19 protein-coding genes are annotated in these 24,230 nt (G+C 72.5%); 13 read left to right on the top strand and 6 right to left on the bottom strand.

All coding sequences use genetic code 11. The features are described from left to right. Positions 1 to 230 precede the first annotated feature (230 nt). The 4 genes from ABZY20_RS19580 (at position 231) to serA (ending at position 5,555) form a co-directional block, all read left to right on the top strand. Positions 231 to 2,078, top strand: a complete 1,848-nt coding sequence (locus ABZY20_RS19580) for an acetolactate synthase large subunit (protein ID WP_356442770.1) — start codon at positions 231 to 233, stop codon at positions 2,076 to 2,078. 21 nt (positions 2,079 to 2,099) lie between these two features. Beyond that, positions 2,100 to 2,624 (top strand): acetolactate synthase small subunit, encoded by a 525-nt coding sequence (gene ilvN / locus ABZY20_RS19575; protein ID WP_010048631.1) that lies wholly within the window; start codon positions 2,100 to 2,102, stop codon positions 2,622 to 2,624. 121 nt (positions 2,625 to 2,745) lie between these two features. Beyond that, complete coding sequence (ilvC, locus tag ABZY20_RS19570; protein ID WP_356442769.1) at positions 2,746 to 3,744, top strand: ketol-acid reductoisomerase; 999 nt, start codon at positions 2,746 to 2,748, stop codon at positions 3,742 to 3,744. Positions 3,745 to 3,965: 221 nt separating this feature from the next. After that, on the top strand, positions 3,966 to 5,555 hold the full coding sequence (serA, locus tag ABZY20_RS19565) for a phosphoglycerate dehydrogenase (protein WP_356442768.1): 1,590 nt from the start codon (positions 3,966 to 3,968) through the stop codon (positions 5,553 to 5,555). Between the two features lie 116 nt (positions 5,556 to 5,671). Here the strand turns inward: serA and ABZY20_RS19560 are convergent, their stop codons facing one another. Then, positions 5,672 to 7,207, bottom strand: coding sequence for an MFS transporter (locus tag ABZY20_RS19560; protein WP_356442767.1), 1,536 nt, complete (start codon positions 7,205 to 7,207; stop codon positions 5,672 to 5,674). Positions 7,208 to 7,292: 85 nt separating this feature from the next. On the opposite strand from ABZY20_RS19560, the gene ABZY20_RS19555 reads away from it, so the two are divergent. Continuing rightward, a complete protein-coding gene (locus ABZY20_RS19555) occupies positions 7,293 to 7,871 on the top strand; it encodes a TetR/AcrR family transcriptional regulator (RefSeq protein ID WP_356442766.1) in 579 nt (192 codons plus the stop codon). 27 nt (positions 7,872 to 7,898) lie between these two features. On the opposite strand, the gene ABZY20_RS19550 is transcribed toward ABZY20_RS19555, so the two are convergent. Both ABZY20_RS19550 and ABZY20_RS19545 read right to left on the bottom strand, forming a co-directional pair. Further along, the gene (locus ABZY20_RS19550; protein WP_356442765.1) at positions 7,899 to 9,188 is read right to left on the bottom strand and encodes a vanadium-dependent haloperoxidase; all 1,290 of its coding nucleotides are present in this window, start codon (positions 9,186 to 9,188) and stop codon (positions 7,899 to 7,901) included. A 100-nt stretch (positions 9,189 to 9,288) separates the two neighbouring features. Further along, positions 9,289 to 10,617 carry a helix-turn-helix domain-containing protein gene (locus tag ABZY20_RS19545; protein WP_356442764.1) on the bottom strand — a complete coding sequence of 443 codons (1,329 nt, stop codon included), beginning with the start codon at positions 10,615 to 10,617 and terminating at the stop codon, positions 9,289 to 9,291. 151 nt (positions 10,618 to 10,768) lie between these two features. Here ABZY20_RS19545 and ABZY20_RS19540 point away from each other — a divergent pair, with 151 nt between their 5' ends. Together ABZY20_RS19540 and pruA are read left to right on the top strand one after the other, a co-directional pair. Then, positions 10,769 to 11,695: a proline dehydrogenase family protein gene (locus ABZY20_RS19540; protein ID WP_356442763.1), complete on the top strand. Its 927-nt coding sequence runs from the start codon at positions 10,769 to 10,771 to the stop codon at positions 11,693 to 11,695. Positions 11,696 to 11,882: 187 nt separating this feature from the next. Further along, positions 11,883 to 13,514 (top strand): L-glutamate gamma-semialdehyde dehydrogenase, encoded by a 1,632-nt coding sequence (gene pruA / locus ABZY20_RS19535; RefSeq protein ID WP_356442762.1) that lies wholly within the window; start codon positions 11,883 to 11,885, stop codon positions 13,512 to 13,514. A gap of 59 nt (positions 13,515 to 13,573) precedes the next feature. Here the strand turns inward: pruA and ABZY20_RS19530 are convergent, their stop codons facing one another. Beyond that, on the bottom strand, positions 13,574 to 14,521 hold the full coding sequence (locus ABZY20_RS19530; RefSeq protein WP_356442761.1) for an NADP-dependent oxidoreductase: 948 nt from the start codon (positions 14,519 to 14,521) through the stop codon (positions 13,574 to 13,576). A gap of 95 nt (positions 14,522 to 14,616) precedes the next feature. Here ABZY20_RS19530 and ABZY20_RS19525 point away from each other — a divergent pair, with 95 nt between their 5' ends. Together ABZY20_RS19525 and ABZY20_RS19520 are read left to right on the top strand one after the other, a co-directional pair. Next, on the top strand, positions 14,617 to 15,159 hold the full coding sequence (locus tag ABZY20_RS19525) for a GNAT family N-acetyltransferase (protein WP_356442760.1): 543 nt from the start codon (positions 14,617 to 14,619) through the stop codon (positions 15,157 to 15,159). A gap of 252 nt (positions 15,160 to 15,411) precedes the next feature. Then, positions 15,412 to 15,543 (top strand): hypothetical protein, encoded by a 132-nt coding sequence (locus ABZY20_RS19520; protein ID WP_356442759.1) that lies wholly within the window; start codon positions 15,412 to 15,414, stop codon positions 15,541 to 15,543. 46 nt (positions 15,544 to 15,589) lie between these two features. On the opposite strand, the gene ABZY20_RS19515 is transcribed toward ABZY20_RS19520, so the two are convergent. Beyond that, positions 15,590 to 17,158 carry a metallophosphoesterase family protein gene (locus ABZY20_RS19515; RefSeq protein WP_356442758.1) on the bottom strand — a complete coding sequence of 523 codons (1,569 nt, stop codon included), beginning with the start codon at positions 17,156 to 17,158 and terminating at the stop codon, positions 15,590 to 15,592. 143 nt (positions 17,159 to 17,301) lie between these two features. Between ABZY20_RS19515 and ABZY20_RS19510 the strand changes: the two genes are divergently transcribed. Next, positions 17,302 to 18,345, top strand: a complete 1,044-nt coding sequence (locus ABZY20_RS19510; protein ID WP_356442757.1) for a 3-isopropylmalate dehydrogenase — start codon at positions 17,302 to 17,304, stop codon at positions 18,343 to 18,345. Positions 18,346 to 18,586: 241 nt separating this feature from the next. Then, positions 18,587 to 19,675, top strand: coding sequence for a branched-chain amino acid aminotransferase (locus tag ABZY20_RS19505; RefSeq protein WP_356442756.1), 1,089 nt, complete (start codon positions 18,587 to 18,589; stop codon positions 19,673 to 19,675). 553 nt (positions 19,676 to 20,228) lie between these two features. Here ABZY20_RS19505 and ABZY20_RS19500 read toward each other — a convergent pair. Then, positions 20,229 to 21,692, bottom strand: a complete 1,464-nt coding sequence (locus tag ABZY20_RS19500; RefSeq protein WP_356442755.1) for a cytosine permease — start codon at positions 21,690 to 21,692, stop codon at positions 20,229 to 20,231. A 115-nt stretch (positions 21,693 to 21,807) separates the two neighbouring features. Between ABZY20_RS19500 and ureA the strand changes: the two genes are divergently transcribed. Together ureA and ABZY20_RS19490 are read left to right on the top strand one after the other, a co-directional pair. Beyond that, the gene (gene ureA / locus ABZY20_RS19495) at positions 21,808 to 22,512 is read left to right on the top strand and encodes an urease subunit gamma (RefSeq protein WP_356442754.1); all 705 of its coding nucleotides are present in this window, start codon (positions 21,808 to 21,810) and stop codon (positions 22,510 to 22,512) included. After that, positions 22,509 to 24,221 (top strand): urease subunit alpha, encoded by a 1,713-nt coding sequence (locus ABZY20_RS19490; RefSeq protein WP_356442753.1) that lies wholly within the window; start codon positions 22,509 to 22,511, stop codon positions 24,219 to 24,221. Before ureA ends, ABZY20_RS19490 begins: the two co-directional genes overlap by 4 nt. The last annotated feature ends 9 nt before the right edge of the window (positions 24,222 to 24,230 follow it).

Raw genomic sequence — 24,230 nt, 5'->3', positions numbered from 1 at the left:
CAGTGAGTGCGTGCCGGGGGGAGGGTCAGTGCCATGCGCACCCGAATTCTCGTACTTGGAAAGCGCGTCGGCTGACGCTGAGCCTCGACCGCTCAGCGACCCCACCCGGCGCGCTCCCCTCGCTTGCCTCTTGGCACGAGGGGTTTTTTGTTGCACAGGCACCGTTCGTGCAGCAGCCGGATACCGTACAAACCTCGCATAAACCCTCAGCATCTGAGAAGAGAATGCCGATGACCGAGCAGGCCACCGGGGCCCATCACCCGCAGCCCCGGCCCCGATCCGGAGGACAGCACTCCGCCCCCGAGCACGTGACGGGCGCGCAGTCCCTCATCCGCTCTCTCGAGGAGGTCGGCGCCGACACGGTATTCGGCATTCCCGGCGGTGCGATCCTCCCGGCCTACGACCCGCTGATGGACTCCACCCGGGTGCGCCACGTCCTGGTCCGCCACGAGCAGGGCGCCGGTCACGCCGCCACCGGCTACGCGCAGGCCACCGGCCGCGTCGGCGTCTGCATGGCCACCTCCGGCCCCGGCGCCACCAACCTGGTCACCCCGATCGCCGACGCGCACATGGACTCCGTGCCGCTGGTCGCGATCACCGGCCAGGTGGCGTCCAAGGCGATCGGCACGGACGCCTTCCAGGAGGCGGACATCGTCGGCATCACCATGCCGATCACCAAGCACAACTTCCTCGTCACCAAGGCCGAGGACATCCCGCGGGTCATCGCCCAGGCGTTCCACATCGCCTCCACCGGCCGCCCCGGCCCGGTCCTGGTCGACATCGCCAAGGACGCCCTCCAGGCGAAGACCACCTTCTCCTGGCCGCCGGTCATGGACCTGCCCGGCTACCGCCCGGTGACCAAGCCGCACGCCAAGCAGATCCGCGAGGCCGCCAAGCTGATCACCCAGGCCCGCCGGCCCGTGCTGTACGTCGGCGGCGGCGTGCTCAAGGCCAAGGCCACCGCCGAGCTGAAGATGCTCGCCGAGCTGACGGGCGCGCCCGTCACCACCACCCTGATGGCGCTCGGCGCGTTCCCCGACAACCACCCGCAGCACCTGGGCATGCCCGGCATGCACGGCTCGGTGGCCGCCGTCACCGCTCTGCAGAAGGCCGACCTGATCGTCGCCCTCGGCGCCCGCTTCGACGACCGCGTCACCGGCAAGCTGGACAGCTTCGCCCCCCTGGCCAAGATCGTCCACGCGGACATCGACCCGGCCGAGATCGGCAAGAACCGCGCCGCCGACGTGCCGATCGTCGGCGACGCCCGCGAGGTCATCGCCGACCTGATCCAGGCCGTGCAGAAGGAGCACAGCGACGGCCACCAGGGCGACTACGGCATGTGGTGGAACGACCTGAACCGCTGGCGCGAGACCTACCCGCTCGGCTACGACCAGCCGGACGACGGCTCGCTCTCCCCGCAGCAGGTCATCGAGCGCATCGGGCAGCTCGCCCCGGAGGGCACGATCTTCGCGGCGGGCGTCGGCCAGCACCAGATGTGGGCCGCCCACTTCATCGAGTACGACAAGCCGGGCACCTGGCTGAACTCCGGCGGCGCCGGGACGATGGGCTACGCCGTCCCGGCCGCCATGGGCGCCAAGGCCGGAGCCCCCGAGCGGGCCGTCTGGGCCATCGACGGCGACGGCTGCTTCCAGATGACCAACCAGGAGCTCACCACCTGCGCCCTGAACAACATCCCGATCAAGGTCGCCGTCATCAACAACGGCGCCCTCGGGATGGTCCGCCAGTGGCAGACCCTCTTCTACAACCAGCGGTACTCCAACACCGTCCTGCACTCCGGCCCGGACGACGTCAACCCGCAGGCCCGCGGCACGCGCGTCCCGGACTTCGTGAAGCTGTCGGAGGCCATGGGCTGCCACGCCATCCGCTGCGAGTCGCCGGACGAGCTGGACAAGGCCATCGAAGAGGCGAACTCGATCAACGACCGCCCGGTCGTCATCGACTTCATCGTCCACGAGGACGCGATGGTGTGGCCGATGGTCGCCGCCGGCACCTCCAACGACGAGATCATGGCCGCCCGGGACGTCCGCCCCGACTTCGGCGACAACGAAGACGACTGAGCGAGAGAGACGTAAAAGACCATGTCCAAGCACACGCTCTCCGTCCTGGTGGAGAACACCCCCGGCATCCTGGCCCGGATCGCCGCCCTCTTCTCCCGCCGCGGCTTCAACATCGACTCGCTCGCGGTCGGCGTCACCGAGCACCCCGACATCTCCCGCATCACCATCGTCGTGGGGGTGGAGGACCTGCCGCTGGAGCAGGTGACCAAGCAGCTCAACAAGCTCGTCAACGTGCTGAAGATCGTCGAGCTGGAGCCGTCGCAGGCGGTGCAGCGCGAACTCGTCCTGGTGAAGGTGCGCGCCGACAACGAGACGCGCTCCCAGATCGTCGAGATCGTCCAGCTGTTCCGCGCCAAGACCGTCGACGTCTCCCCGGAGGCCGTGACCATCGAGGCCACCGGGTCCGGCGAGAAGCTGTCCGCGATGCTCAAGATGCTGGAACCGTACGGCATCAAGGAGCTCGTCCAGTCCGGCACGATCGCGATCGGACGCGGTGCCCGTTCCATCACGGACCGGTCGCTGCGCGCCCTGGACCGGTCGGCGTAAGACCGGAAACGGGCGGTCGGCGCGCCGTCGGCCGCCCGTATTCCGAGACCCTCAGACTTCCCTTCCGCCCCCCGTCATACGGTGGGACGCAACACCTGCACTCCCGAGGAGAGAACCCAAAGTGGCCGAGCTGTTCTACGACGCCGACGCCGACCTGTCCATCATCCAGGGCCGCAAGGTCGCGGTCATCGGGTACGGCAGCCAGGGCCACGCCCACGCGCTGTCGCTCCGTGACTCGGGTGTCGACGTGCGCGTCGGTCTGCACGAGGGCTCCAAGTCCAAGGCCAAGGCCGAGGAGCAGGGCCTGCGCGTGGTGAGCCCCTCGGAGGCCGCCGCCGAGGCCGACGTCATCATGATCCTCGTCCCGGACCCCATCCAGGCCCAGGTCTACGAGGAGCACATCGCCCCGAACCTGAAGGACGGCGACGCCCTGTTCTTCGGCCACGGCCTGAACATCCGCTACGGCTTCATCAAGCCCCCGGCCGGCGTGGACGTCTGCATGGTCGCCCCGAAGGGCCCGGGCCACCTGGTCCGCCGCCAGTACGAGGAGGGCCGCGGCGTTCCCTGCATCGCCGCCGTCGAGCAGGACGCCACGGGCAACGCCTTCGCGCTGGCCCTGTCGTACGCCAAGGGCATCGGCGGCACCCGCGCCGGCGTCATCAAGACGACCTTCACCGAGGAGACCGAGACCGACCTGTTCGGTGAGCAGGCCGTCCTCTGCGGTGGCACCGCGGCCCTGGTGAAGGCCGGCTTCGAGACGCTGACCGAGGCGGGCTACCAGCCGGAGATCGCCTACTTCGAGTGCCTGCACGAGCTGAAGCTCATCGTCGACCTCATGTACGAGGGCGGCCTGGAGAAGATGCGCTGGTCGATCTCCGAGACCGCCGAGTGGGGCGACTACGTCACCGGCCCGCGCATCATCACGGACGCCACCAAGGCCGAGATGAAGAAGGTCCTCGCCGAGATCCAGGACGGCACCTTCGCCAGGAACTGGATGGACGAGTACCACGGCGGTCTGAAGAAGTACAACGAGTACAAGAAGCAGGACTCCGAGCACCTCCTGGAGACCACCGGCAAGGAGCTGCGCAAGCTCATGAGCTGGGTCGACGAGGAGGCGTGAGCCCCCGGGCCCGGCCGCGGCACCGACGCCGCGGCCGGGCCTTTTTCCCGTGCGGGTGATCCTTCCGCAGAGACGTAAGACGCCCCCCGCCGCACCACTACACTGCTGCATATATACGCGTCAGGCCCACAGCGTCGTGCGTCTTCCACGCGGCAAGCACCCCTCCACCGCCTGCGGCCGTCGGGACGGCCGTCCGCAGCACTGGACTTGTGAGGACTCACGTGAGCTCGAAACCCGTCGTACTCATCGCTGAAGAGCTGTCGCCCGCCACCGTCGACGCGCTGGGCCCGGACTTCGAGATCCGGCACTGCAACGGCGCGGACCGCGCCGAGCTGCTCCCCGCCATCGCCGACGTGGACGCGATCCTGATCCGCTCGGCCACCAAGGTCGACGCCGAGGCGATCGCCGCCGCGAACAAGCTCAAGGTCGTCGCACGAGCCGGCGTCGGCCTGGACAACGTGGACGTCTCCGCCGCCACCAAGGCCGGCGTGATGGTCGTCAACGCCCCCACCTCGAACATCGTGACCGCCGCCGAGCTGGCCTGCGGTCTGCTCCTCGCCACCGCCCGCAACATCCCGCAGGCCAACGCCGCGCTGAAGAACGGCGAGTGGAAGCGCAGCAAGTACACGGGTGTCGAGCTGGCCGAGAAGACCCTCGGCGTCGTCGGCCTCGGCCGCATCGGCGCGCTCGTCGCGCAGCGCATGTCCGCGTTCGGCATGAAGGTCGTCGCCTACGACCCCTACGTGCAGCCCGCGCGGGCCGCGCAGATGGGCGTCAAGGTGCTGTCGCTGGACGAGCTGCTGGAGGTCTCCGACTTCATCACCGTCCACCTCCCCAAGACCCCCGAGACCCTCGGCCTGATCGGCGACGAGGCGCTGCGCAAGGTCAAGCCGAGCGTGCGCATCGTCAACGCCGCGCGCGGCGGGATCGTCGACGAGGAGGCGCTGTACTCGGCGCTGAAGGAGGGCCGCGTCGCCGGCGCCGGTCTCGACGTGTACGCGAAGGAGCCCTGCACGGACTCCCCGCTGTTCGAGTTCGACCAGGTCGTCGCCACCCCGCACCTGGGCGCCTCCACGGACGAGGCGCAGGAGAAGGCCGGTATCGCCGTCGCCCGCTCGGTGCGCCTGGCCCTCGCCGGTGAGCTCGTGCCGGACGCGGTGAACGTGCAGGGCGGTGTCATCGCCGAGGACGTCAAGCCGGGTCTGCCGCTGGCCGAGCGCCTGGGCCGGATCTTCACCGCGCTCGCCGGTGAGGTCGCCGTCCGCCTCGACGTCGAGGTCTACGGCGAGATCACCCAGCACGACGTGAAGGTGCTGGAGCTGTCCGCCCTCAAGGGTGTCTTCGAGGACGTCGTCGACGAGACGGTGTCGTACGTCAACGCCCCGCTGTTCGCGCAGGAGCGCGGTGTCGAGGTCCGCCTGACGACCAGCTCCGAGGCGACCGAGCACCGCAACGTCGTGACGGTGCGCGGCACCCTCGCCGACGGCGAGGAGGTGTCGGTCTCCGGCACGCTGGCCGGTCCCAAGCACCTGCAGAAGATCGTCGCCGTCGGGGACTACGACGTGGACCTCGCGCTCGCCGACCACATGCTGGTGCTGAAGTACGAGGACCGCCCGGGTGTCGTCGGCACGGTGGGCCGCATCCTCGGTGAGGCGGGTCTCAACATCGCGGGCATGCAGGTGTCGCGTGCGGTGGCCGGCGGCGAGGCGCTGGCGGTGCTGACCGTGGACGACACGGTGACCCCCGCCGTGCTGGCCGAGGTGGCCGCGGAGATCGGCGCGACCTCCGCCCGCTCGGTGAACCTGGCCTGACCTTCCCGGGGGCTGTGTCCCCGGGGCACCGTTCGTCCTCGGACGGACCCGTCCGCGAACGCCGGGCGGGCTGAGCACATCAGCCCGCCCGGCGTTTCGTCGTACCGGACGCTCCGTCAGACGGCCGCCTCCCGCGGCTCCGGTGCCAGCGGCTCGTGGTCCCGGACCCGGCGCAGGGTCGCCACCGCCGCTGCCGCCGCGCCGGCCAGCAGTACCGCCCCGGTGACGGCCGCCGCGTGCATGCCGCTGGTGAAGGCCTCGCGTGCCGCGGCCGCCAGGGCGTCTTCCGCGCGCCCCGGGAGCCGGCCGGCCACCGCCAGCGCGCCGCCCAGCGTCTCGTGGGCCGGGGCGGGCGCGGAGCCGGGGATCCGGTGGCGGTAGACGGCCGTGCCGATGGAGCCGAGGAACGCCATGCTCAGCGCACCGCCGAACTCCGTGCCCGTCTCCATCAGCGACGAGGCCGCGCCCGCCTTCTCCACGGGGGCAGCGGTCATGGCCAGGTCGACCACCAGCGCCATGACGGCGACGATGCCGCAGGCCAGGACGGCGCACGCGGTCAGCAGCAGCCAGAGGGAGCCGGTACCGGTCAGGGCCAGCAGTACATAGCCGCACGCGGCGACCGCGAATCCGCCGCCGACGACATGGGCCCGGGGCACGCCCTGCTGCACGAGCCGGGCGCTGAGCGGGGCCGCGAGGCCGATGGGCGCCGACGGCAGCAGACTCCACAGGGCCGCCTCCAGGGGGCCTTTGTCCAGGACCGACTGGAGGTACTGGGTGGTGAAGTACGCCGAGCCCATCATGCCGAAGGCGGCCACCAGGTTGAGGGCCATGGCCGGGCCGAAGCCGGGGCGCCGGAACAGCGCGGGGGAGATGAGCGGGGAGGCCGCCGTGCGCTGCCGGTGCACGAACAGCGCGGCGAAGAGCATCCCGGCCGACACCGACAGGGCGTACCGCACGTTCCAGCCCTCGGCGGCGAGTTCCTTCAGTCCGTAGATCGCGGGGAGCACCGCGGCCAGGGACAGCGGGACGCTCGGCCAGTCGAAGCGGCCCGGGTGCTCGCTCCTGGACTCCGGCAGCAGGAGCGGGCCCAGGACGAGGAGCAGCACCATGGCCGGCAGGTTCACCAGGAAGACCGAGCCCCACCAGAAGTGCTCGACGAGGACGCCGCTGAGCACCGAGCCGAGGGCGATGCCGGCCGTCATCACGCCCGACCAGAGGCCGATGGCCTTCGCGCGCTGCCCGGGGTCGGTGAACATCGTGCGGACCAGCGCCATCGTGCTCGGCATCAGTGTGGCGCCGCCGACGCCGAGCAGGGCACGGGCCGCGATCAGGGTCCCGGCGCTGTCCGCGTAGGCCGCCACCAGGGAGGCCGTGCCGAAGGCGGCGGCGCCGATCAGCAGGAGCCGGCGGCGCCCGACGCGGTCGCCGAGCGAGCCCATGGTCATCAGCAGGCCGGCCAGGACGAAGCCGTAGACGTCGAGGATCCACAGCTGCTGGGCGGCGCTCGGTTCCAGGTCGGCGCTGATCGCCGGGATCGCGAAGTAGAGGACCGAGACGTCCATGGAGACCAGCAGCAGCGGCAGCATCAGCACGCCGAGAGCGGTCCACTCGCGGCGGCCGGCGCGGGGCGGTGCGTGGGGCGTCGTCGTCATGGCAGGACTGTACGAGCGTATTAAACAGCTGTCTAGTACGGCTGTTTAATACGTCTGTCTGGATTCCGCGGTAGGGTGGCGTGCCATGGGACACCGTGAGGATCTGCTCGCCGGCGCCCAGCGCTGCCTGCTGGCGAAGGGCTTCCTGCGCACGACCGCGCGCGACATCGTCAAGGAGTCGGGGACGAACCTGGCGTCGATCGGCTACCACTACGGCTCGAAGGACGCGCTGCTGGCGCAGGCGTACGTCGAGATGGTGGAGGGCATGTCCGACGCCTTCGAGGGAGGCGGCGAACTGCGCGGCGAGCCCGGGTCGCTGGACCGGTTCACCGAGGTCTGGGAGAACATCATCGGCACCATGCGCGAGCCCGGGTCCCTGTGGCGGCTCAGCATGGAGATCGTGGCCATGGGGGACCAGCTGCCGGAGGTGCGCGAGCATCTGGCGCGGGCCCAGCGCGAGGGGGCGCGCGGGATCGTCACGCTCTTCCACGGAGGCCGTGAGGAGGACGTCCCCGAGGAGCGGGTGGACACCCTCGGGTCCTTCTACCTGACCCTGATGATGGGGCTCATGGCGCAGTGGACCTTCGATCCGAAGAGCGCGCCGGAGGCCGGGCAGCTGGCGGCCGGGCTGCGGCAGGTGATCGAGGGCGCCGCCGGGACGTGACCCGGCGGCCGCCCATCACCGCCGGTGTCAGGGGACGGGGCGGAAGTGCTTCCGCAGCGCCCAGGCCGCCAGGTGCCGTCCGGTGGCGGCGCCGGCCTCGTCGGCCGTCCGGGTGTGGATCCCGCCCCAGACCCGGGCGTCGACGACGTCCCGTACGTACTCGTGGGCGTAGCGGTAGTGGCGGGTCGTGCCCGTCACGTCCGAGCGGATGCGCAGGTCGACCTCGGGGGTGCCGAACAGGCCGGTCAGGGTGCGCATCAGCGCGCCGCCCATGGTGGCGTGGCCGCTGAGGTAGTCGGGGTGCGCCGGGGTGACGAGCAGCGGCTCCCATGTCCGGTCGGGGCGGGTCGCCGGGTTGCCGTCGGTGTCGGCCTCCCGGATCGCGGTGACCGGCCGCCAGGTCCCGTAGTGGAGCTTGGCGTCCCAGGCGGCGATGACGGAGTCCACCTGGGAGGTGTTCGCCGCCGCGTACAGGCGCGCGGTCTCGGCGATGTCGAACCCGTGCCGCAGGGCGTGGTCGCCGAGGGCCTCCTGCAGTTCGAGGGCGACGAAGAACCGCGCGGTGTCCGTCTGGCCGGGGGTCCGCTGGGAGCCGGTGCGGCCCCCGTAGGCCACCAGCTCGGCGAGGTCCCTCGCGTACCGCTGGGAGCGCATGGACGGCGGCGGGCCGGGGCGGAACTGCTGCGGCGAGTCCATCAGCAGCGGCCGGAGCCGGCCGATCCAGGCGTTGGAGAAGGGCGCGTGCCCGGGCGGGGTGGGCCGCCAGACGCCGGGGCGCGGCCGGGCCGGGAAGGGCACCGACGCGCCGCGGCCGTCGTCGCGGCGCAGGTCGAGGATGCGGGCGGCGGCCCGCTTGCCGAACGCGACGCCCTCGTTCTCGGCCCGGCCGTCGGGGATCCGCGCGAGGGTGCCGGCCAGGGCGGTGTCCAGACGGCGGGCCGCCCCGGGGAAGTGGTGGCGCAGCACGTGGTGCGCCGCCGAGGCGGCGGCCGCCGCGGAGGACGCCGTACGGGGTGCGCGCCCGTCCCAGCGGTACGGGGCGAAGCGGCCCTCGACGCCGACGACGGCGTTGTAGACGGCGGTGGAGACGTACGCCTCCCAGACGAACGACTCGGGCGGGGCCGGGCGGGCCTCGGCCTCGACCACGGCGTCCGCCGTGCGCATCCAGTCGACGACGACGGAAGCGCTCCGCAGGTCCTCGTCCTCGTGGCCGGGACCGGCCTGCGCGTGGGAGCCGGGCAGCGCGAGGGAGAGCATCCCGCAGGCCACGCCCGACACCACCGTCCGCCTCGCCGACCAGGCGCGTCGCTTCCGCACGTGAACTCCTCCCAGAGACGGCCAACCGGGAGATGGGTGACCCGTGCGGCGCCCGGAACCGCCTGTGAGCCCTCTGATCCGCTCGCTCGGGCGAGGAGAGTCACCCGGTCGGTCCCGGGGCATCCCCGGGGGCGAGCCGGGCCGACTTCAGCGCCATGTGCAGCAGCAGCCGGTCCTCGCCGTCGTCCAGGTCCAGGCCCGTGAGCTTCTCGACGCGGGAGAGCCGGTAGTACAGGGTCTGGCGGTGGATGCCCAGCTCGGCGGCGGCCCGGGCGGCCTGGCCGGCGCAGTCGAGGTAGACCTCGGCGGTGCGGGCGAGCGGGCGGTGGGCGGGGGTGAGGAGCGGGCCGACCGCGGGGTCGTGGGCGATCTGCGGGGGCAGGGCGGTGAGCAGCCGGAACGGACCGATCGACGTCCACCGGGCGACCGGTCCCAGCCGGGGCTCCGCCAGCGCGGCCCGGGCCGCCGCCGCGGCCTCCGCCCAGGCGGCACCCAGGCCGGCGAGACCGGGCCGGGCGGTGGCGAGACCCGCGGCGGCACCGGCGGGTCCGTCCGGCGCGCCCGGTGAGGTGCCGCCCGCCGCCCCCGGTGCGGTGCCGCCGGCGGCCCCCTGCCCGCCGGACGCCGGGGCGGGGCCCGTCCGCTCCAGCAGGCGCGCGGCCGCCGTCGTCGCCGGGGTCAGGGTGTCCGGTGACCGCAGCCGGATCAGGACGGCCACGCACTGCTGTGCGGCGCCCCACGGCAGGGTGCACAGGGCCGAGGCGCCCGGCATCGTGCGGACCGAGGGGGCGTCGTCGGGGTCCGCGGAGGGCCAGGGCGCGACGCAGACCACCGTGTGGGGGCCGTCGGCGCGCGGGCCGAGAGCCGTGCGCAGTTCGGCGATCGCCATGTCGCGCTGCCAGTCGCGCTCGGCGGTCAGGACGGCGCGCAGCTCCCGGCTGAGGTCGGCGCCGTGCTGTGCCTCGTCCGCGAGCAGGGCGCCGATGCGGGCCGTGACCCGCATGGCGGCCGACAGCTGGGCCTCGCTCGGGCCGGGCTCGTCGTCCAGCAGCCAGACGTAGCCGTGCACCACTCCCCGGTGCCGGACGGGCAGGCAGATCCGGCCCCGGTAGACACCGGCCTCCGGGGTCGGCGGGATGCGGACCGGGCCGGTCGCGCGGGTGATGCCGAAGCCCTCGAACCACGCCCGCACGGCCGCCGTCGAGCGGCGGGTGAGGATCGAGCGGGTGCGCACGGGGTCCAGGGCCGACGGGTCGAGGTCGCCCTCGCTGTCGTAGGCCCCGAAGGCGATCAGCTCGAAGTCGCGGTTCTCCAGGGTCGCGGGGGCGCCGAGCAGCTCCGAGACCTCGTCGACCAGCTCCTCGTAGTCGCCTCTGTGTTCCGACGTCACGCGGGCATTGTCCCCCACCGCACCGGCCCCTTCATACATCTGTCTGAGATCTGCGGCACGGATGCGTGACAGCTGTCGATGGCCGACGATCGGAGGGATCCTTAGGTTTCACGGTGGTTCTCCGTGCCGTACCCGACGCGACACCCGCGCGGGGTCCGGCCTTCTGTTGCTTGTGCTCTGGAGGTGCCCCGTGCTGGGTCCCGTGATTCTCGCCGCGTCACGCAGCGACCGGATGCGACGCCTGATCTCGGCGGCCCCGGTGACCAAGCAGGTCGTCGACCGCTTCATCCCGGGCGAGGACGTCGACGACATCGTGCCCGTGATCCGGGACCTCACCGATCAGGGCCTGGAGCTGACGATGGACGTCGTCGGCGAGGACATCACCAGCCCGGCGCAGGCCGCCGCCGCCCGAGACGCCTACCTGGAGCTGATCGACCGCCTCAAGCCGCTGGAGCTCGGCACCCGCGCCGAGATGTCCGTGAAGCTGTCGATGTTCGGGCAGGCCCTCCAAGGCGGCCATGAGCTGGCATTGAAGAACGTCCGCCCGGTCGTCGAGGCCGCCGCCGAGATCGGCACCACCGTCACCCTGGACGCCGAGGACCACACCACCCTGGACTCGATGTTCGCCATCCACGAGGAACTGCGGAAGGACTTCCCGCAGACCGGCTGCGTCATCCAGGCCTACCTCTTCCGCACCGAGGACGACGCCCGCCGCCTCGCCGCCAGCGGCAGCCGGGTGCGGCTGGTCAAGGGCGCCTACAAGGAGCCCGCCTCCGTCGCGTACCAGAACAAGCACGACATCGACCGGGCATACGTCCGCGTCCTGCGGACGTTGATGCAGGGGGAGGGATACCCGATGATCGGCTCCCACGACCCCCGCCTCATCGCCATCGGCCAGGAACTCGCCCACCGGGCCGGGCGCAAGCCCGGCGACTACGAGTTCCAGATGCTCTACGGCATCCGCACCGAGGAGCACCTGCGGCTGGCCGCCGAGGGCCACCGCATGCGCGTCTACACCGCCTACGGCACCGACTGGTACGGCTACTTCATGCGCCGTCTCGCGGAGAAGCCGGCCAACCTGCGGTTCTTCGCCAGGAGTGTGATGACCCGTGGCTGACGTGACAGGGCTGTGCCGCGGCCCCTGCCGGGGGTCCGGGGGTCGTCCCCCGGGTAGGCACAGCATGCGCCGTCTCGCGGAGAAGCCGGCCAACCTGCGCTTCTTCGCGCGCTCGATGCTCACCAAGGGCTGACAGCTCTTCAAGGGCTGAGACCGAACCACCGCTCAGTAAGGAGTTACGGAACCCATGGACGCTGTGACCCAGGTCCCCACCCCCGTCAACGAGCCGGTGCACGGCTACGCCCCCGGCTCGCCCGAGCGGGCCCGGCTGGAGGCCAGGCTGAAGGAGCTGGCCGACAACCCGATCGACCTGCCCTGCACCATCGGCGGCGAGAAGCGCATGGGCGGCGGCGAGGCCTTCCAGGTCGTCCAGCCGCACCGCCACAAGGCCGTGCTCGGCACCTACCGCAACGCCACGCAGCAGGACGCCCAGGACGCGATCGACGCGGCCCTGGCCGCCGCGCCCGCCTGGCGCGCGATGTCCTTCGACGACCGCGCGGCGATCATCCTGCGCGCCGCCGAACTGCTGGCGGGCCCGTGGCGCGAGACGCTCGCCGCCTCCACCATGCTCGGCCAGTCCAAGACCGCCCAGCAGGCCGAGATCGACACCCCCTGCGAGCTGGTCGACTTCTGGCGCTTCAACGTCTCCTACGCCCGCAGGCTGCTCGCCGAGCAGCCCCCGGCCAACTCCCCGGGCGTGTGGAACCGGCTGGACCACCGGCCGCTGGAGGGCTTCGTCTACGCGATCACGCCCTTCAACTTCACCGCCATCGCGGGCAACCTGCCCACCGCCCCGGCCCTGATGGGCAACGTCGTCGTCTGGAAGCCGTCCCCGACGCAGACCCACGCCGCCGTGCTGCTGATGCAGCTCCTGGAGGAGGCCGGTCTGCCCAAGGGCGTCATCAACCTCGTCACCGGCGACGGCATCGAGGTCTCCAAGGTCGCCCTGGAGCACCGCGACCTCGCCGGCATCCACTTCACCGGCTCGACCAAGACCTTCCAGTACCTGTGGAAGACGGTCGGCAACAACATCGAGAAGTACCGCACCTACCCGCGCCTGGTCGGCGAGACCGGCGGCAAGGACTTCCTGGTCGCCCACCCCTCGGCGGACCCGGCGATCCTGAAGACCGCCCTGACCCGCGGCGCCTTCGAGTACCAGGGCCAGAAGTGCAGCGCCACGTCCCGGGCGTACATCCCCGCCTCGATCTGGAACTCCGGCTTCAAGGAGGAGTTCGCGGCCGAGGTCGACGGCATCAGGATGGGTGACGTCACCGACCTGTCGAACTTCATCGGCGCCGTCATCGACGAGCGCGCCTTCGCCAAGAACAAGGCCGCCATCGACCGCGCCGAGGAGGACGCCTCCTGCACGATCGTCGCGGGCGGCACCTACGACGACTCCGAGGGGTACTTCGTCCGCCCGACCGTCATCGCGTGCGACGACCCGGAGAACGAGGTGTTCCGCACCGAGTACTTCGGCCCGATCCTCGCGGTGCACGTCTACGAGGACGACAAGTACGACGAGATGCTGACCCAGATGGAGGCCGTCTCCGACTACGCCCTGACCGGCTCGGTCATCGCGAACGACCGCGCGGCCGCCGCGTACACGGCGGACAAACTGCGCTACGCGGCCGGCAACTTCTACATCAACGACAAGTCCACCGGCGCCGTCGTCGGCCAGCAGCCCTTCGGCGGCGGCCGTGCCTCCGGCACCAACGACAAGGCCGGCGCCCCGCAGAACCTGATGCGCTGGACGCTGACCCGCGCCATCAAGGAGACGCTGGTCCCGCCGACCGACTACACCTACCCGCACATGGGCTGAGCACCGTGCGCACCGTAGGGCCGGGCCGTCGTGGCCCGGCCCCGCGGCGTACCCGGGGGTCAGGGGTGCGGCACCAGGACGACCACGCCCCGCGCGCGGCCCTCCTCGGCCAGGGCGTGGGCGCGGGCCGCGTCCGCGAGGGGCAGGGTCGCCGTCACGTGCACGCGGATGCGGCGGTCGGCGAGGAGCGGGGCGGCCCGGGCCAGGAGGTCGCCCGACGGGGTGTCGGGGACGAGGGCGAAGCGCAGCCCGCGCGCCTCCGCGTCCTCGGGCGACAGGCCCAGGTCGGACGGGACGCAGCAGAGCAGGATGCCGTCCGGGCGCAGGGTGTCGAGGAGGCTCGGGGCCCGGTCGCCGCCGACCGGGTCGAGGGCCGCGTCGATGTCGTGGACCAGCTCGGCGAGGTCCCCGGCCGTGTCGTCGACGAGCGCGTCGGCGCCCAGGTCGCGCAGGAAGGCGTGGTCCTCGGCCCGGGCGGCCCCGACGACGTGGGCGCCCTCCGCCGCGGCCAGCTGGACCGCCACATGACCGGTGCCACCGGCCGCCGCGCGCACCAGCACGCGGCTGCCCGGACCGACCCGGGCGATGTCGATCAGGGCCCGCCAGGCGGTGAGCACCGCCGTCGGCGCGGCGGCCGCGTGGGCGTGGTCCAGCCCCGCGGGTTTCGCGGCGAAGTGGCCGGCCGGGGCGGTGACGTGGGTGGCGTGGCCGCCGCCGTCGATCCGGCCGAACACCTCGTCGCCGGTCCGGAACCGCGTGACGCCCGGGCCCATCTCCTCGATCTCCCCGGACACGTCGTGCCCTAGGGTGAACGGCGGCTCACCGAACAGCGGGGCGGCACCGGAACGGGCCGGCCGGTCCGCCGGTCCGACCGCGGCCGCGTGCACCCGCAGCAGGACCTGGCCGGGGCCGGGCTCGGGCCGGGGGTGCTCCTCGACCTCCAGCACGTCCGGTCCGCCGAAGCGGTGCTGGGTGATCAGCTGTACGCGCGGCTCTGCCGTGGTCATCGGGTCTCCCTCCCGGAGCCGGACCCTTCCATCCTGCGCGCGGGTGCTGCCCATAACCAGTCGAGAGCGACCGGCCCCGTTCGCATACTGGGCCGATGACCTTCCGCGCCCGCACCGCCCACACCGCAGACCTCGACGCCGCCGAACTCGCCGCCGTACGGACCCTGCTGGACGCCGCCTTCGACGGCGACTTCGGCGACGAGGACTTCGACCACGGCCTCGGCGGCCTGCACGTCCTCGTCCACGACGGCTCCGGACTCGCCGCGCACGGGGCGGTCGTGATGCGCCGGGTCCGGCACCGCGGCCGGTGGCTGCGCACCGGGTACGTCGAGAACGTCGCCGTCCGCGCCGACGCCCGCCGGGCCGGTCTGGGCGGGCGGGTCATGGCGGAGCTGGAACGCGTCGTCGACCGCGCCTACGACCTCGGCGCCCTGTCCGCCAGCGACGACGGCGCCCGCCTCTACACCGCCCGGGGCTGGCGGCCGTGGCGCGGGGAGGTGCACGCCCTCAGCCCCCGGTACGGCGCCGTCCGCCTGCGGGAGGAGGAGGGGAGCACCTACGTCCGTCCCGTCCCGGCCGTCCCGCTCGACCCGGCGCACGAACTGCTCTTCGACTGGCGGGACGGGGACGTGCTCTAGGAATCACCGCAGGCCGGGGCGGTGCGGCCCGGTTCGCCGTCTCAGATAGTAGGAAGTCCGAGTAATTGTGGAGACAGACGCTCCGGACTCCCTTAGCTTTGTAGGAGCCGAACGTCTCGCTCGACCAAGCGAATGGCGGTCGTGAGCCGGGCCCCGCGCAGGCAACCCCTGCGGCCACCGCTCCCCGCCCCTTCCGGCGTCTCGAATCCCCCTCTTCCGCACTCCGTGCTGTTTCGAAGGAGTCGATCTCCCATGGCCGAGACGACCGTCCGCCGCCGAGTCCGCCACACCTCCCGCACGAGCGAGTCCGAGCGCCAGAACGCCGCCGCCGCGCTCCAGCGCGCCCTCGACCGCAGGGACAACGGCGGATCCACCGGCCACTGAGCCGCACCAGGACCGGGAGCCGCCCGACGGGGCGCGGCGCGGGGCCTCACGCCCCGCGCCGCACCTCGAAGTGGTCGATGCGCTCACCGCTCGACGCCAGCGCCGACACCTCCAGCCTCGGCGCGGCGCCGCTCAGCGCCTCCACGGAGAGGAACGAGAACCCGCGGTAGCGCACCCGGGACCACGGCGCGGACTCCGCCTTCGTGCCCCGGGACCTGGTCCACCGGAACGACTCGACCGCCTCGCCGTCGGTGACGTCGCCCTCGTAGCTCTCCCGCGCGCCGTCCGGGAACCCGTACAGCTCCTTGCCGCCGCCGCCCGCGGTGACGTAGACGATCCCGTCCCGGCGCGGGTCCGTCGTCCCGCCGATGGGCACCGGCCTGCCCACCTCGCCGTCCCGGACGGCGTCGGTCCGCTCGTAGACGTGGTTGTGCCCGTTGATGACCAGGTCCACCTCGTGCCGCGCGAACAGCGGCAGCCACGCGGCCCGCACCCCGCCGTCCGAGGCGTGCGTGGACGTGGAGTACGCGCAGTGGTGGAAGAAGACGACGATGAAGTCGACGTCCCGCGATGCCCTCAGCTCGCCCAGCCTCCGGTCCAGCCAGCGCGTCTGCCGCCCTTGCGTGTAGCCGAAGTTGGCGGGGATCTCGTACGACACGTCGTTCGCGTCCAGCGCGACCACGCCGACGTTTCCGTAGGTGAAGGAGTAGACGCCCGGCGCCGTGCGCGGGTCGAAGCCGCTGTCCGGCAGGGAGAAACGGGCCAGTTGACCGCCGTAGCCGTCGGGGGAGTACCAGGCCTCCATGTCGTGGTTGCCGGTCGTCACCATCCACGGCACCGAACGGGCCACCGGCTCGGTCTGCTTCAGGAACCGGTCCCACTGGGTGGCGTCGAAGACGTCCGACTCCTTGCCCTTGCCGGTCGGGTCGGCGTAGCAGATGTCGCCGGCGTGCAGATGGAAGGCGGGCTTCCGGCGCAGCAGCATGCGGTCGTTGAGGGCCGCCTCGGCGCCGACGCCCTGGTCGCCGAACGCGGTGAAGACGAACCGCCCGGACGGGCGCGCGGGAGCCGTGCGGAACGACGCGACGGTGGAGCGGTGCTCCGGGGACGCCGGGTCGAAGCCCTCGTGTCCGACGCCGTAGTAGTAGGTGGTGTCCGGACGCAGGCCGTCCAGCGCGGCGTGCACGTAGAACTGCTCGATGGCCGCCCGTGCGCCCTTCAGCTCCGGGGTGTGCAGGGCGCGCAGTTCGGCCTCGACCTTGCCGCCGAGGTCGCCGGGGCGGGTGCCGACCCGGACGTACGGCTTGCGCACCGCGAGCGGCACCTGCCAGGAGATCCGCATCTGCGTCCGGGGATCGGCGCCGAAGGCGAGGTGGCGGCCGAAGGGCGTGATGAAGGAGCCGGGCGCCTGGGACGTGCTCGCCGACGGGCTCCGCGTCGCCGTGGCGCCGCCCGGCCCCGAGCCGGAGCAGCCGGTCAGCAGCCCGCTCGCCACCGCGCCCGCGGTGACCAGCGTGCGCCGCCGGGACAGCCGGGTGCGCAGGTACGCGTGCTGTTCCGCCATGCTCATCCGGCGGGCGAGCTCGGGCGGGATGCCGAAGTGGGGGATCTCCATGACCGGAGAACTTCCCATCGGAGGCCAACGGCCGCCACACATACGGGTGAACGGGGGTCGACGGCCGCGTGCGGCCACCCGGTCGGGTGTCCGCATCACGGACACCTTGTGTCATCCCATGGGACGAGGAGTAGGGTGCCCGCATGTCTCGCAGCATCAATCTCGCAGTGATCCCCGGTGACGGCATCGGCCAGGAGGTCGTGGCCGAAGGCCTGAAGGTCCTCTCCGCCGTCCTTCCGCAGGATGTGAAGCTGGAGACCAAGGAGTACGACTTCGGCGCCCGGCGCTACCACGCCACCGGTGAGACCCTCACCGACGCCGACCTCGACGCCCTGAAGCAGCACGACGCCATCCTGCTCGGCGCGATCGGCGACCCGTCCGTGCCGTCCGGCGTCCTGGAGCGCGGCTTCCTGCTCAAGCTCCGCTTCGCCTTCGACCACCACGTCAACCTGCGCCCGTCGAAGCTCCTGCCGGGTGTCGCCACCCCGCTCGCCGGTGAGCCGCAGATCGACTTCGTCGTGGTCCGCGAGGGCACCGAGGGCCCGTACACCGGCAACGGCGGCACGATCCGCAAGGGCACCGAGCACGAGGTCGCCACCGAGGTCTCCGTGAACACGGCCTTCGGTGTCGAGCGGGTCGTGCGCGACGCCTTCGAGCGCGCCCAGGCCCGCCCGCGCAAGAAGCTGGCGCTGATCCACAAGAACAACGTGCTGACCTTCGCGGGTCACCTGTGGACGAACATCTTCAACAAGGTGGCCGCGGAGTACCCCGAGGTCACCACCGAGTACATGCACGTGGACGCGGCGACGATCTACCTCGTCACGCAGCCCGAGCGGTTCGACGTCATCGTCACCGACAACCTCTTCGGCGACATCGTCACCGACCTCGCCGCGGCCGTCTCCGGCGGCATCGGCGTCGCCGCCAGCGGGAACATCAACCCGTCCGGCGAGTTCCCCTCGATGTTCGAGCCCGTGCACGGCTCGGCCCCGGACATCGCCGGCCAGGGCAAGGCCGACCCGACCGCCACCGTGCTGTCCGTCGCCCTGCTCCTGCGCCACCTCGGCTACGAGGCCGAGGCCGCCCGCATCGACGAGGCGGTCGCCGCCGACCTCGGCGAGCGCGCCGGCAAGCCCGCCCGCTCCACCTCGGAGATCGGCGACGCGCTCGCCGTACGAGTAGCCGGCTGACCCGCCGCGCTCTCAGCAAGCCGCCGGGTCGCCTCCGCGCCCGGCGGCTTCCGCGTGTTCCCGCCGGGTGCCATCCTCGACCACCGGGTCGCATTCACCCCGTTCCTTCCGCCGCCGCCCCCGGGCGATAATCGAACGCGAGGCCGCGCAATGAGGGAATGCTCGGACGTCCTAGCACTGGTCACCATCAGAGCAGTACCGAGCGCGGCCCGTCACTACAACCGGTGAAGGACATCAACCCATGACGACGCCCACGATCGAGCTCAAGCCCTCCGCCAACCCGCTCTCCGCCAGCGAGCGCGAGGCGATCCTGGCCAACCCCGGGTTCGGCCGCCACTTCACCGACCACATGGTGACGATCAAGTGGACGGAGGGCCGCGGCTGGCACGACGGGCAGCTCGTGCCCTACGCGCCGATCTCCCTGGACCCCGCCACCACGGTGCTGCACTACGCGCAGGAGATCTTCGAAGGGCTGAAGGCCTACCGCCGCCCCGACGGCTCGGTCGCCACGTTCCGGCCGGAGAAGAACGCCGAGCGCTTCCAGCGGTCCGCGCGGCGGCTGGCGATGCCGGAGCTGCCGGTCGAGACGTTCATCGAGGCGTGCGACGCGCTGGTGCGGCAGGACAAGGCATGGGTGCCGGCGCACGGCGGCGAGGAGTCCCTCTACCTGCGCCCGTTCATGATCGCGACGGAGGTCGGGCTCGGTGTGAAGCCGGCCAACGAGTACCTCTTCCTGGTGATCGCCTCCCCGGCCGGCGCCTACTTCCCGGGCGGGGTGAAGCCGGTGTCGATCTGGGTCTCCGAGGACCGCGTGCGCGCCGTCCCCGGCGGCATGGGCGACGCCAAGACCGGCGGCAACTACGCGGCGTCCCTGCTGGCGCAGGCCGAGGCCGCGACGAAGGGCTGCGACCAGGTCTGCTACCTCGACGCCGTCGAGCACACCTGGGTCGAGGAACTGGGCGGGATGAACCTGTACTTCGTGTACGGGAACAAGATCGTCACGCCGTCCCTCACCGGCTCGATCCTGGAGGGCGTCACCCGTGACTCCCTGCTCACGGTCGCGCGCGACCTCGGCTACGAGGCCGAGGAGGGCAGGATCTCCGCCGAGCAGTGGCAGCGGGACTCCGAGAACGGGTCGCTGACCGAGGTGTTCGCGTGCGGCACGGCCGCGGTGATCACGCCGGTCGGCACGGTGAAGCGGGCCGGGGCGGAGTGGAAGCAGAGCGGCGGCGAGCCGGGCGAGGTCACGCTGCGGCTGCGTCAGGCGCTGCTCGACATCCAGCGCGGCACGGCCGAGGACACGCACGGCTGGATGCACCGGCTGGCCTGAGCACTGGGGCCCGGGGGCCCGGGCTCCGCCCCGGACCTCGGGCCGTTGCCGGCGCACCCCCGGAATCGACCGCCCCCGAAGCCGGACCTGCCTTCCCGGCGGCGCCCGGCTTCCGCGTTGTGGGCCCTGGCTGGCAGCCGGGCGCGCCGTGCCGCCCGGCTTGTGGGCCGTGGGCGTGGAGGCGGCGGGGCTGGAGGCGGTGGGGCCGCAAGCGGGGCCCGCTCTGTCGGCGCCGTGCCTTCGAGGGTGGGTCTGGGGCTGATCGGCCTGGGGGCGGTGGGTTGGGGCAGGGCTCTTCTGGCGGTGCCTGGCCGCGTGAGGGTCGTAGGGCTGCAAGCCGTTGGCTCGGAGGCGGTGGGGTTGGGAACCGGGCTTGCCCTGTCGGGGCCCGGCCTTCGAGGCCATGGCCCGGGAGCGGTCGGCTCGGAAGCGGTGGGGCCGGAAGCCCGGCTCGCCCCTTCGCGGGTGGGCCCAGGAGCCGGCGGCCCGGAACCGGTCCGGGCCGGCGGCCCCGCTCGCCCCGTCGGCGTACCGCCCCCGCCCCGTGCCGCGGTCACCGCGCCGTGCTCGACGCGCCTTCCGTGTCCGCCGGGCGCGAGGCCCCCACGGGCGTCGCGTCCGCCCCGGGGTGCCTGCGCGCGGACCCCGGGCTCGACAGCGCGTACGCCACCCCGCCCACCAGGCCCGACAGCAGGAAGCTGCAGTCCACGCCGCCCGTCAGGGCCAGCAGCGGGCCCTCGTACGACGGCAGGGACACCGACAGGGCGCCGACCGTCGCGCCGGCCGCCCAGGACAGGGTCGCGGGGACGTTCCAGCCGTTGCGGTACCAGTAGACGCCGCCCCGTGCGCGGCGGTTGAAGACCTGCAGGGCGTCCGCGTCGTACACCCCGCCGCAGCGGGCGAAGCCGATCAGGGTGATGACCGCCCAGGGCGTGCCGACCGCCGTCAGGAGCAGCACGAAGGACGTCATCGCGTCCTGCGCGCTGGAGAACCAGTGCCCGGCGAAGACGCAGGCCGTGGCCACGACGGCGACCGTGTACGTGGCCTTCGCCCGGGAGGCGCGCGGCAGGATCGCGTCCAGGTCCAGGCCCATCGAGTAGAGCATCAGACCCGCGTTGCCGACCGAGCCGGCCGAGGCCGCGAGCAGCAGCGGGAGCAGGTACCAGGCGGGGGCCGCCGCCACCAGCGGGTCGGCGTAGTCCAGGGCCGCCCGGGCCGCGTACGCCGTGAACGTGCCGAACAACTGCGGCACGAGCAGGCCCAGCGTCAGCCCCAGCCAGGTCGCGTGCAGGACCCGGCGGGAGGAGTGGCGGGCCGGGGAGATGTAGCGGGTGTAGTCGCCGAGCAGGGTGATGAACGCGATCGGCCCGGACAGCCCGGCCGCCACCGCCGCGAGCAGCCACGTCGGCCAGAAGCCGCCCAGCAGGTGGCCGCCGGTCTCCGGCAGCGCGGCGGTGGTGAAGTGCGGGGCGTAGGCGATCACGCCCAGCGCCAGCAGGGCCGTCATGCCGAAGGCGAGGATCCGGGACAGGGCGAGCAGCACCCGGTAGCCGTACACCGCGCCCGCGACCGTGGCCGCGGCGAGCAGCCCGTAGACGACGCCGTACGAGACCCCGCCCTGCGGCAGTCCGGCCAGCCGGCTCAGCACGCCCACCATCACGTCCCCGCCGATCCACACGGTCAGCGCGGTGTAGCCGAGGGCCAGCAGCAGGCCGACGACCGAGCCGACCAGCCGTCCGCGCACCCCGAACTGGGCGCCCGAGGAGGTCGACAGGTTGGTGCCGGTGCGCAGCGAGATCAGCGCCAGGGGAGCGGTCAGCGCCACGCCGGCCACGGTGCCCGCCACCACCGCGCTGACCGACGACCACCAGTCCAGGCCGAAGGACGGCGGCAGCCAGCCGAACACGATCACGCCGAGGCAGAGGTTGGAGCCGAGCAGGATCGCCACGAGGTCCCGTGGTCCGCTGGTGCGTTCCTCCTCGGGGACGGTGTCGACTCCGCGCTGTTCGATCGGCATGCTGGTCTCCCTCGGTTAGAGCGACATTCAATGTGATGGGCGCAATGGTCCGCCGTCAACCTTTCGGCCGCGGGCAATTCGTGTTTAGAGTGATGCTCTAAATGGAGGGAGTGACATGCGGCTGACCCCGACCGAACGCGACCGGCTGCTGCTCTTCGGCGCCGCCGAGCTCGCCCGCGCCCGCAGGGCCAGGGGACTGAGGCTCAACGTCCCCGAGGCGACCGCGCTGATCGCCGACACGGTGTGCGAGGCCGCCCGGGACGGCAAGCGGCTCGCCGAGGCCGTCGAGGCCGCCCGGTCCGTCCTCGGGCCCGGCGACGTGCTGCCCGGCGTCGCCGACGTCGTCACCGAGGTGCACGTCGAGGCGGTCTTCGACGACGGCTCGCGGCTCGCGGTCGTCTCCGACCCCCTCGGCGGCGGGTCGGGACCGGACGCCCCGGGCGCGCTGCTGCCCGGGCCGGAACACGCCGAGCCGGAGCCGGACATCCGGCTGACGGTCGTCAACACCGCCGCCGTGCCGGTCTCCGTCACCTCCCACTTCCACTTCTTCGAGGCCAACCCGCGGCTGGACTTCGACCGCGGCCGGGCCTACGGCATGCGCCTCGCCGTGCCCGCGGGGTCCTCCGTCCGGTTCGGGCCGGGGGAGAGCGCCGAGGTCGGGCTGGTGCCGATCGGGGGCGAGCGGATCGCCATCGGTTTCGCCGGGCTCGTCGACGGGCCGCTGGACGCCCCGGGTGCCAAGCAGGAGGCCTTGAGGCGAGCCGCGGCCTGCGGCTACCTCGGCGTACCGGACACCACCGGGCAGGAGGCCGCACGATGAGCCGCCCGGGAGGCCACCCCGCCGAGGCCCGCCGCCTCACCCCTTACGAGTACGCGGCCACCCACGGCCCCCGCGCCGGCGACCGCCTCCGGCTCGGCGACTCGGGGCTGGTCGTCCAGGTCGAGTCCGACTCCCAGCGGCCCGGCGACGAGTTCCTCGCCGGGTTCGGCAAGACCGCCCGCGACGGGCTGCACCTGAAGGCCGCCGCGGTCCGGGAGACCTGTGACGTCGTCGTCAGCAACGTCGTGGTGATCGACGCCGTGCAGGGCATCCGGAAGGTGTCCATCGGCATCCGCGAGGGCCGGATCCACTCGATCGGCCGGGCCGGGAACCCCGACACCCTCGACGGGGTCGACGTCGTCGTCGGGACGGGGACGTCGATCGTGTCCGGAGAAGGGCTCATCGCCACCGCCGGGGCCGTCGACACCCATGTGCACCTGCTGTCGCCGCGCGTCATGGAGGCCTCGCTCGCCTCCGGGGTGACCACGATCATCGGCCAGGAGTTCGGGCCCGTGTGGGGCGTCGGCGTCAACTCGCCCTGGGCGCTGCGGCACGCGTTCGGCGCCTTCGACGCCTGGCCGGTCAACATCGGCTTCCTGGGCCGGGGTTCGTCCTCCCACCCGGCACCCCTGGTGGAGGCCCTCGCCGAGGGCGGCGCCTCGGGCTTCAAGGTGCACGAGGACATGGGCGCCCACACCCGCGCCCTGGACACCGCCCTGCGCGTCGCCGAGGAGCACGACGTCCAGGTCGCCCTGCACAGCGACGGGCTGAACGAGTGCCTCTCCGTCGAGGACACCCTGCGGGTGCTGGAGGGCCGGACCATCCACGCCTTCCACATCGAGGGCTGCGGCGGCGGGCACGTCCCGAACGTGCTGAAGATGGCGGGCGTCGCGAACGTCATCGGCTCCTCCACCAACCCGACCCTGCCCTTCGGCCGGGACGCCGTCGCCGAGCACTACGGCATGATCGTCTCCGTCCACGACCTCAAGACCGACCTGCCGGGCGACGCCGCGATGGCCCGTGACCGCATCCGGGCCGGGACGATGGGCGCCGAGGACGTCCTGCACGACCTGGGTGCCATCGGCATCACCTCCTCGGACGCGCAGGGCATGGGGCGCGCGGGCGAGACCGTCCGCCGCACCTTCGCCATGGCCGGGAAGATGAAGGCCGAGCTCGGCGCCGGCGACGACGGCCACGACAACGCCCGCGTCCTGCGCTACATGGCGAAACTGACCATCAACCCCGCCATCGCGCACGGCCTTGCGCACGAGGTCGGATCCCTCGAGACGGGCAAGCTCGCCGACATCGTGCTGTGGCGTCCGGAGTACTTCGGGGCCAAGCCGCAACTGGTGCTGAAGGCCGGCTTCCCGGCGTACGGCGTCACCGGCGACCCGAACGCGGCGACCGACACCTGCGAACCCCTGGTCCTCGGACCGCAGTTCGGGGCGCACGGGGCGACCCCGGCCGAGATCTCGGTGGCGTTCGTCGCGCAGGCCGCCGCCGACCAGGGGCACGACCTGCTGCCCACCCGCCGCCGCAGGGTCGCCGTGCGCGGCACGCGCGGCATCGGCCCGGCCGACCTGCGCCGGAACTCCCGTACCGGGACCGTGGACGTCGACCGGCGCACCGGACTGGTCACCCTCGACGGCGAGCCGCTGCGCTCCGCACCCGCCGAGTCCGTCTCCCTCAACCGTCTCTACTTCCTCTGAGGATCCACT

Origin of the sequence: Streptomyces sp. NPDC006624, from assembly GCF_040611555.1 — a bacterium.
GTDB lineage: Bacteria > Actinomycetota > Actinomycetes > Streptomycetales > Streptomycetaceae > Streptomyces.
This window is presented reverse-complemented; position numbering and strand designations above follow the sequence as displayed.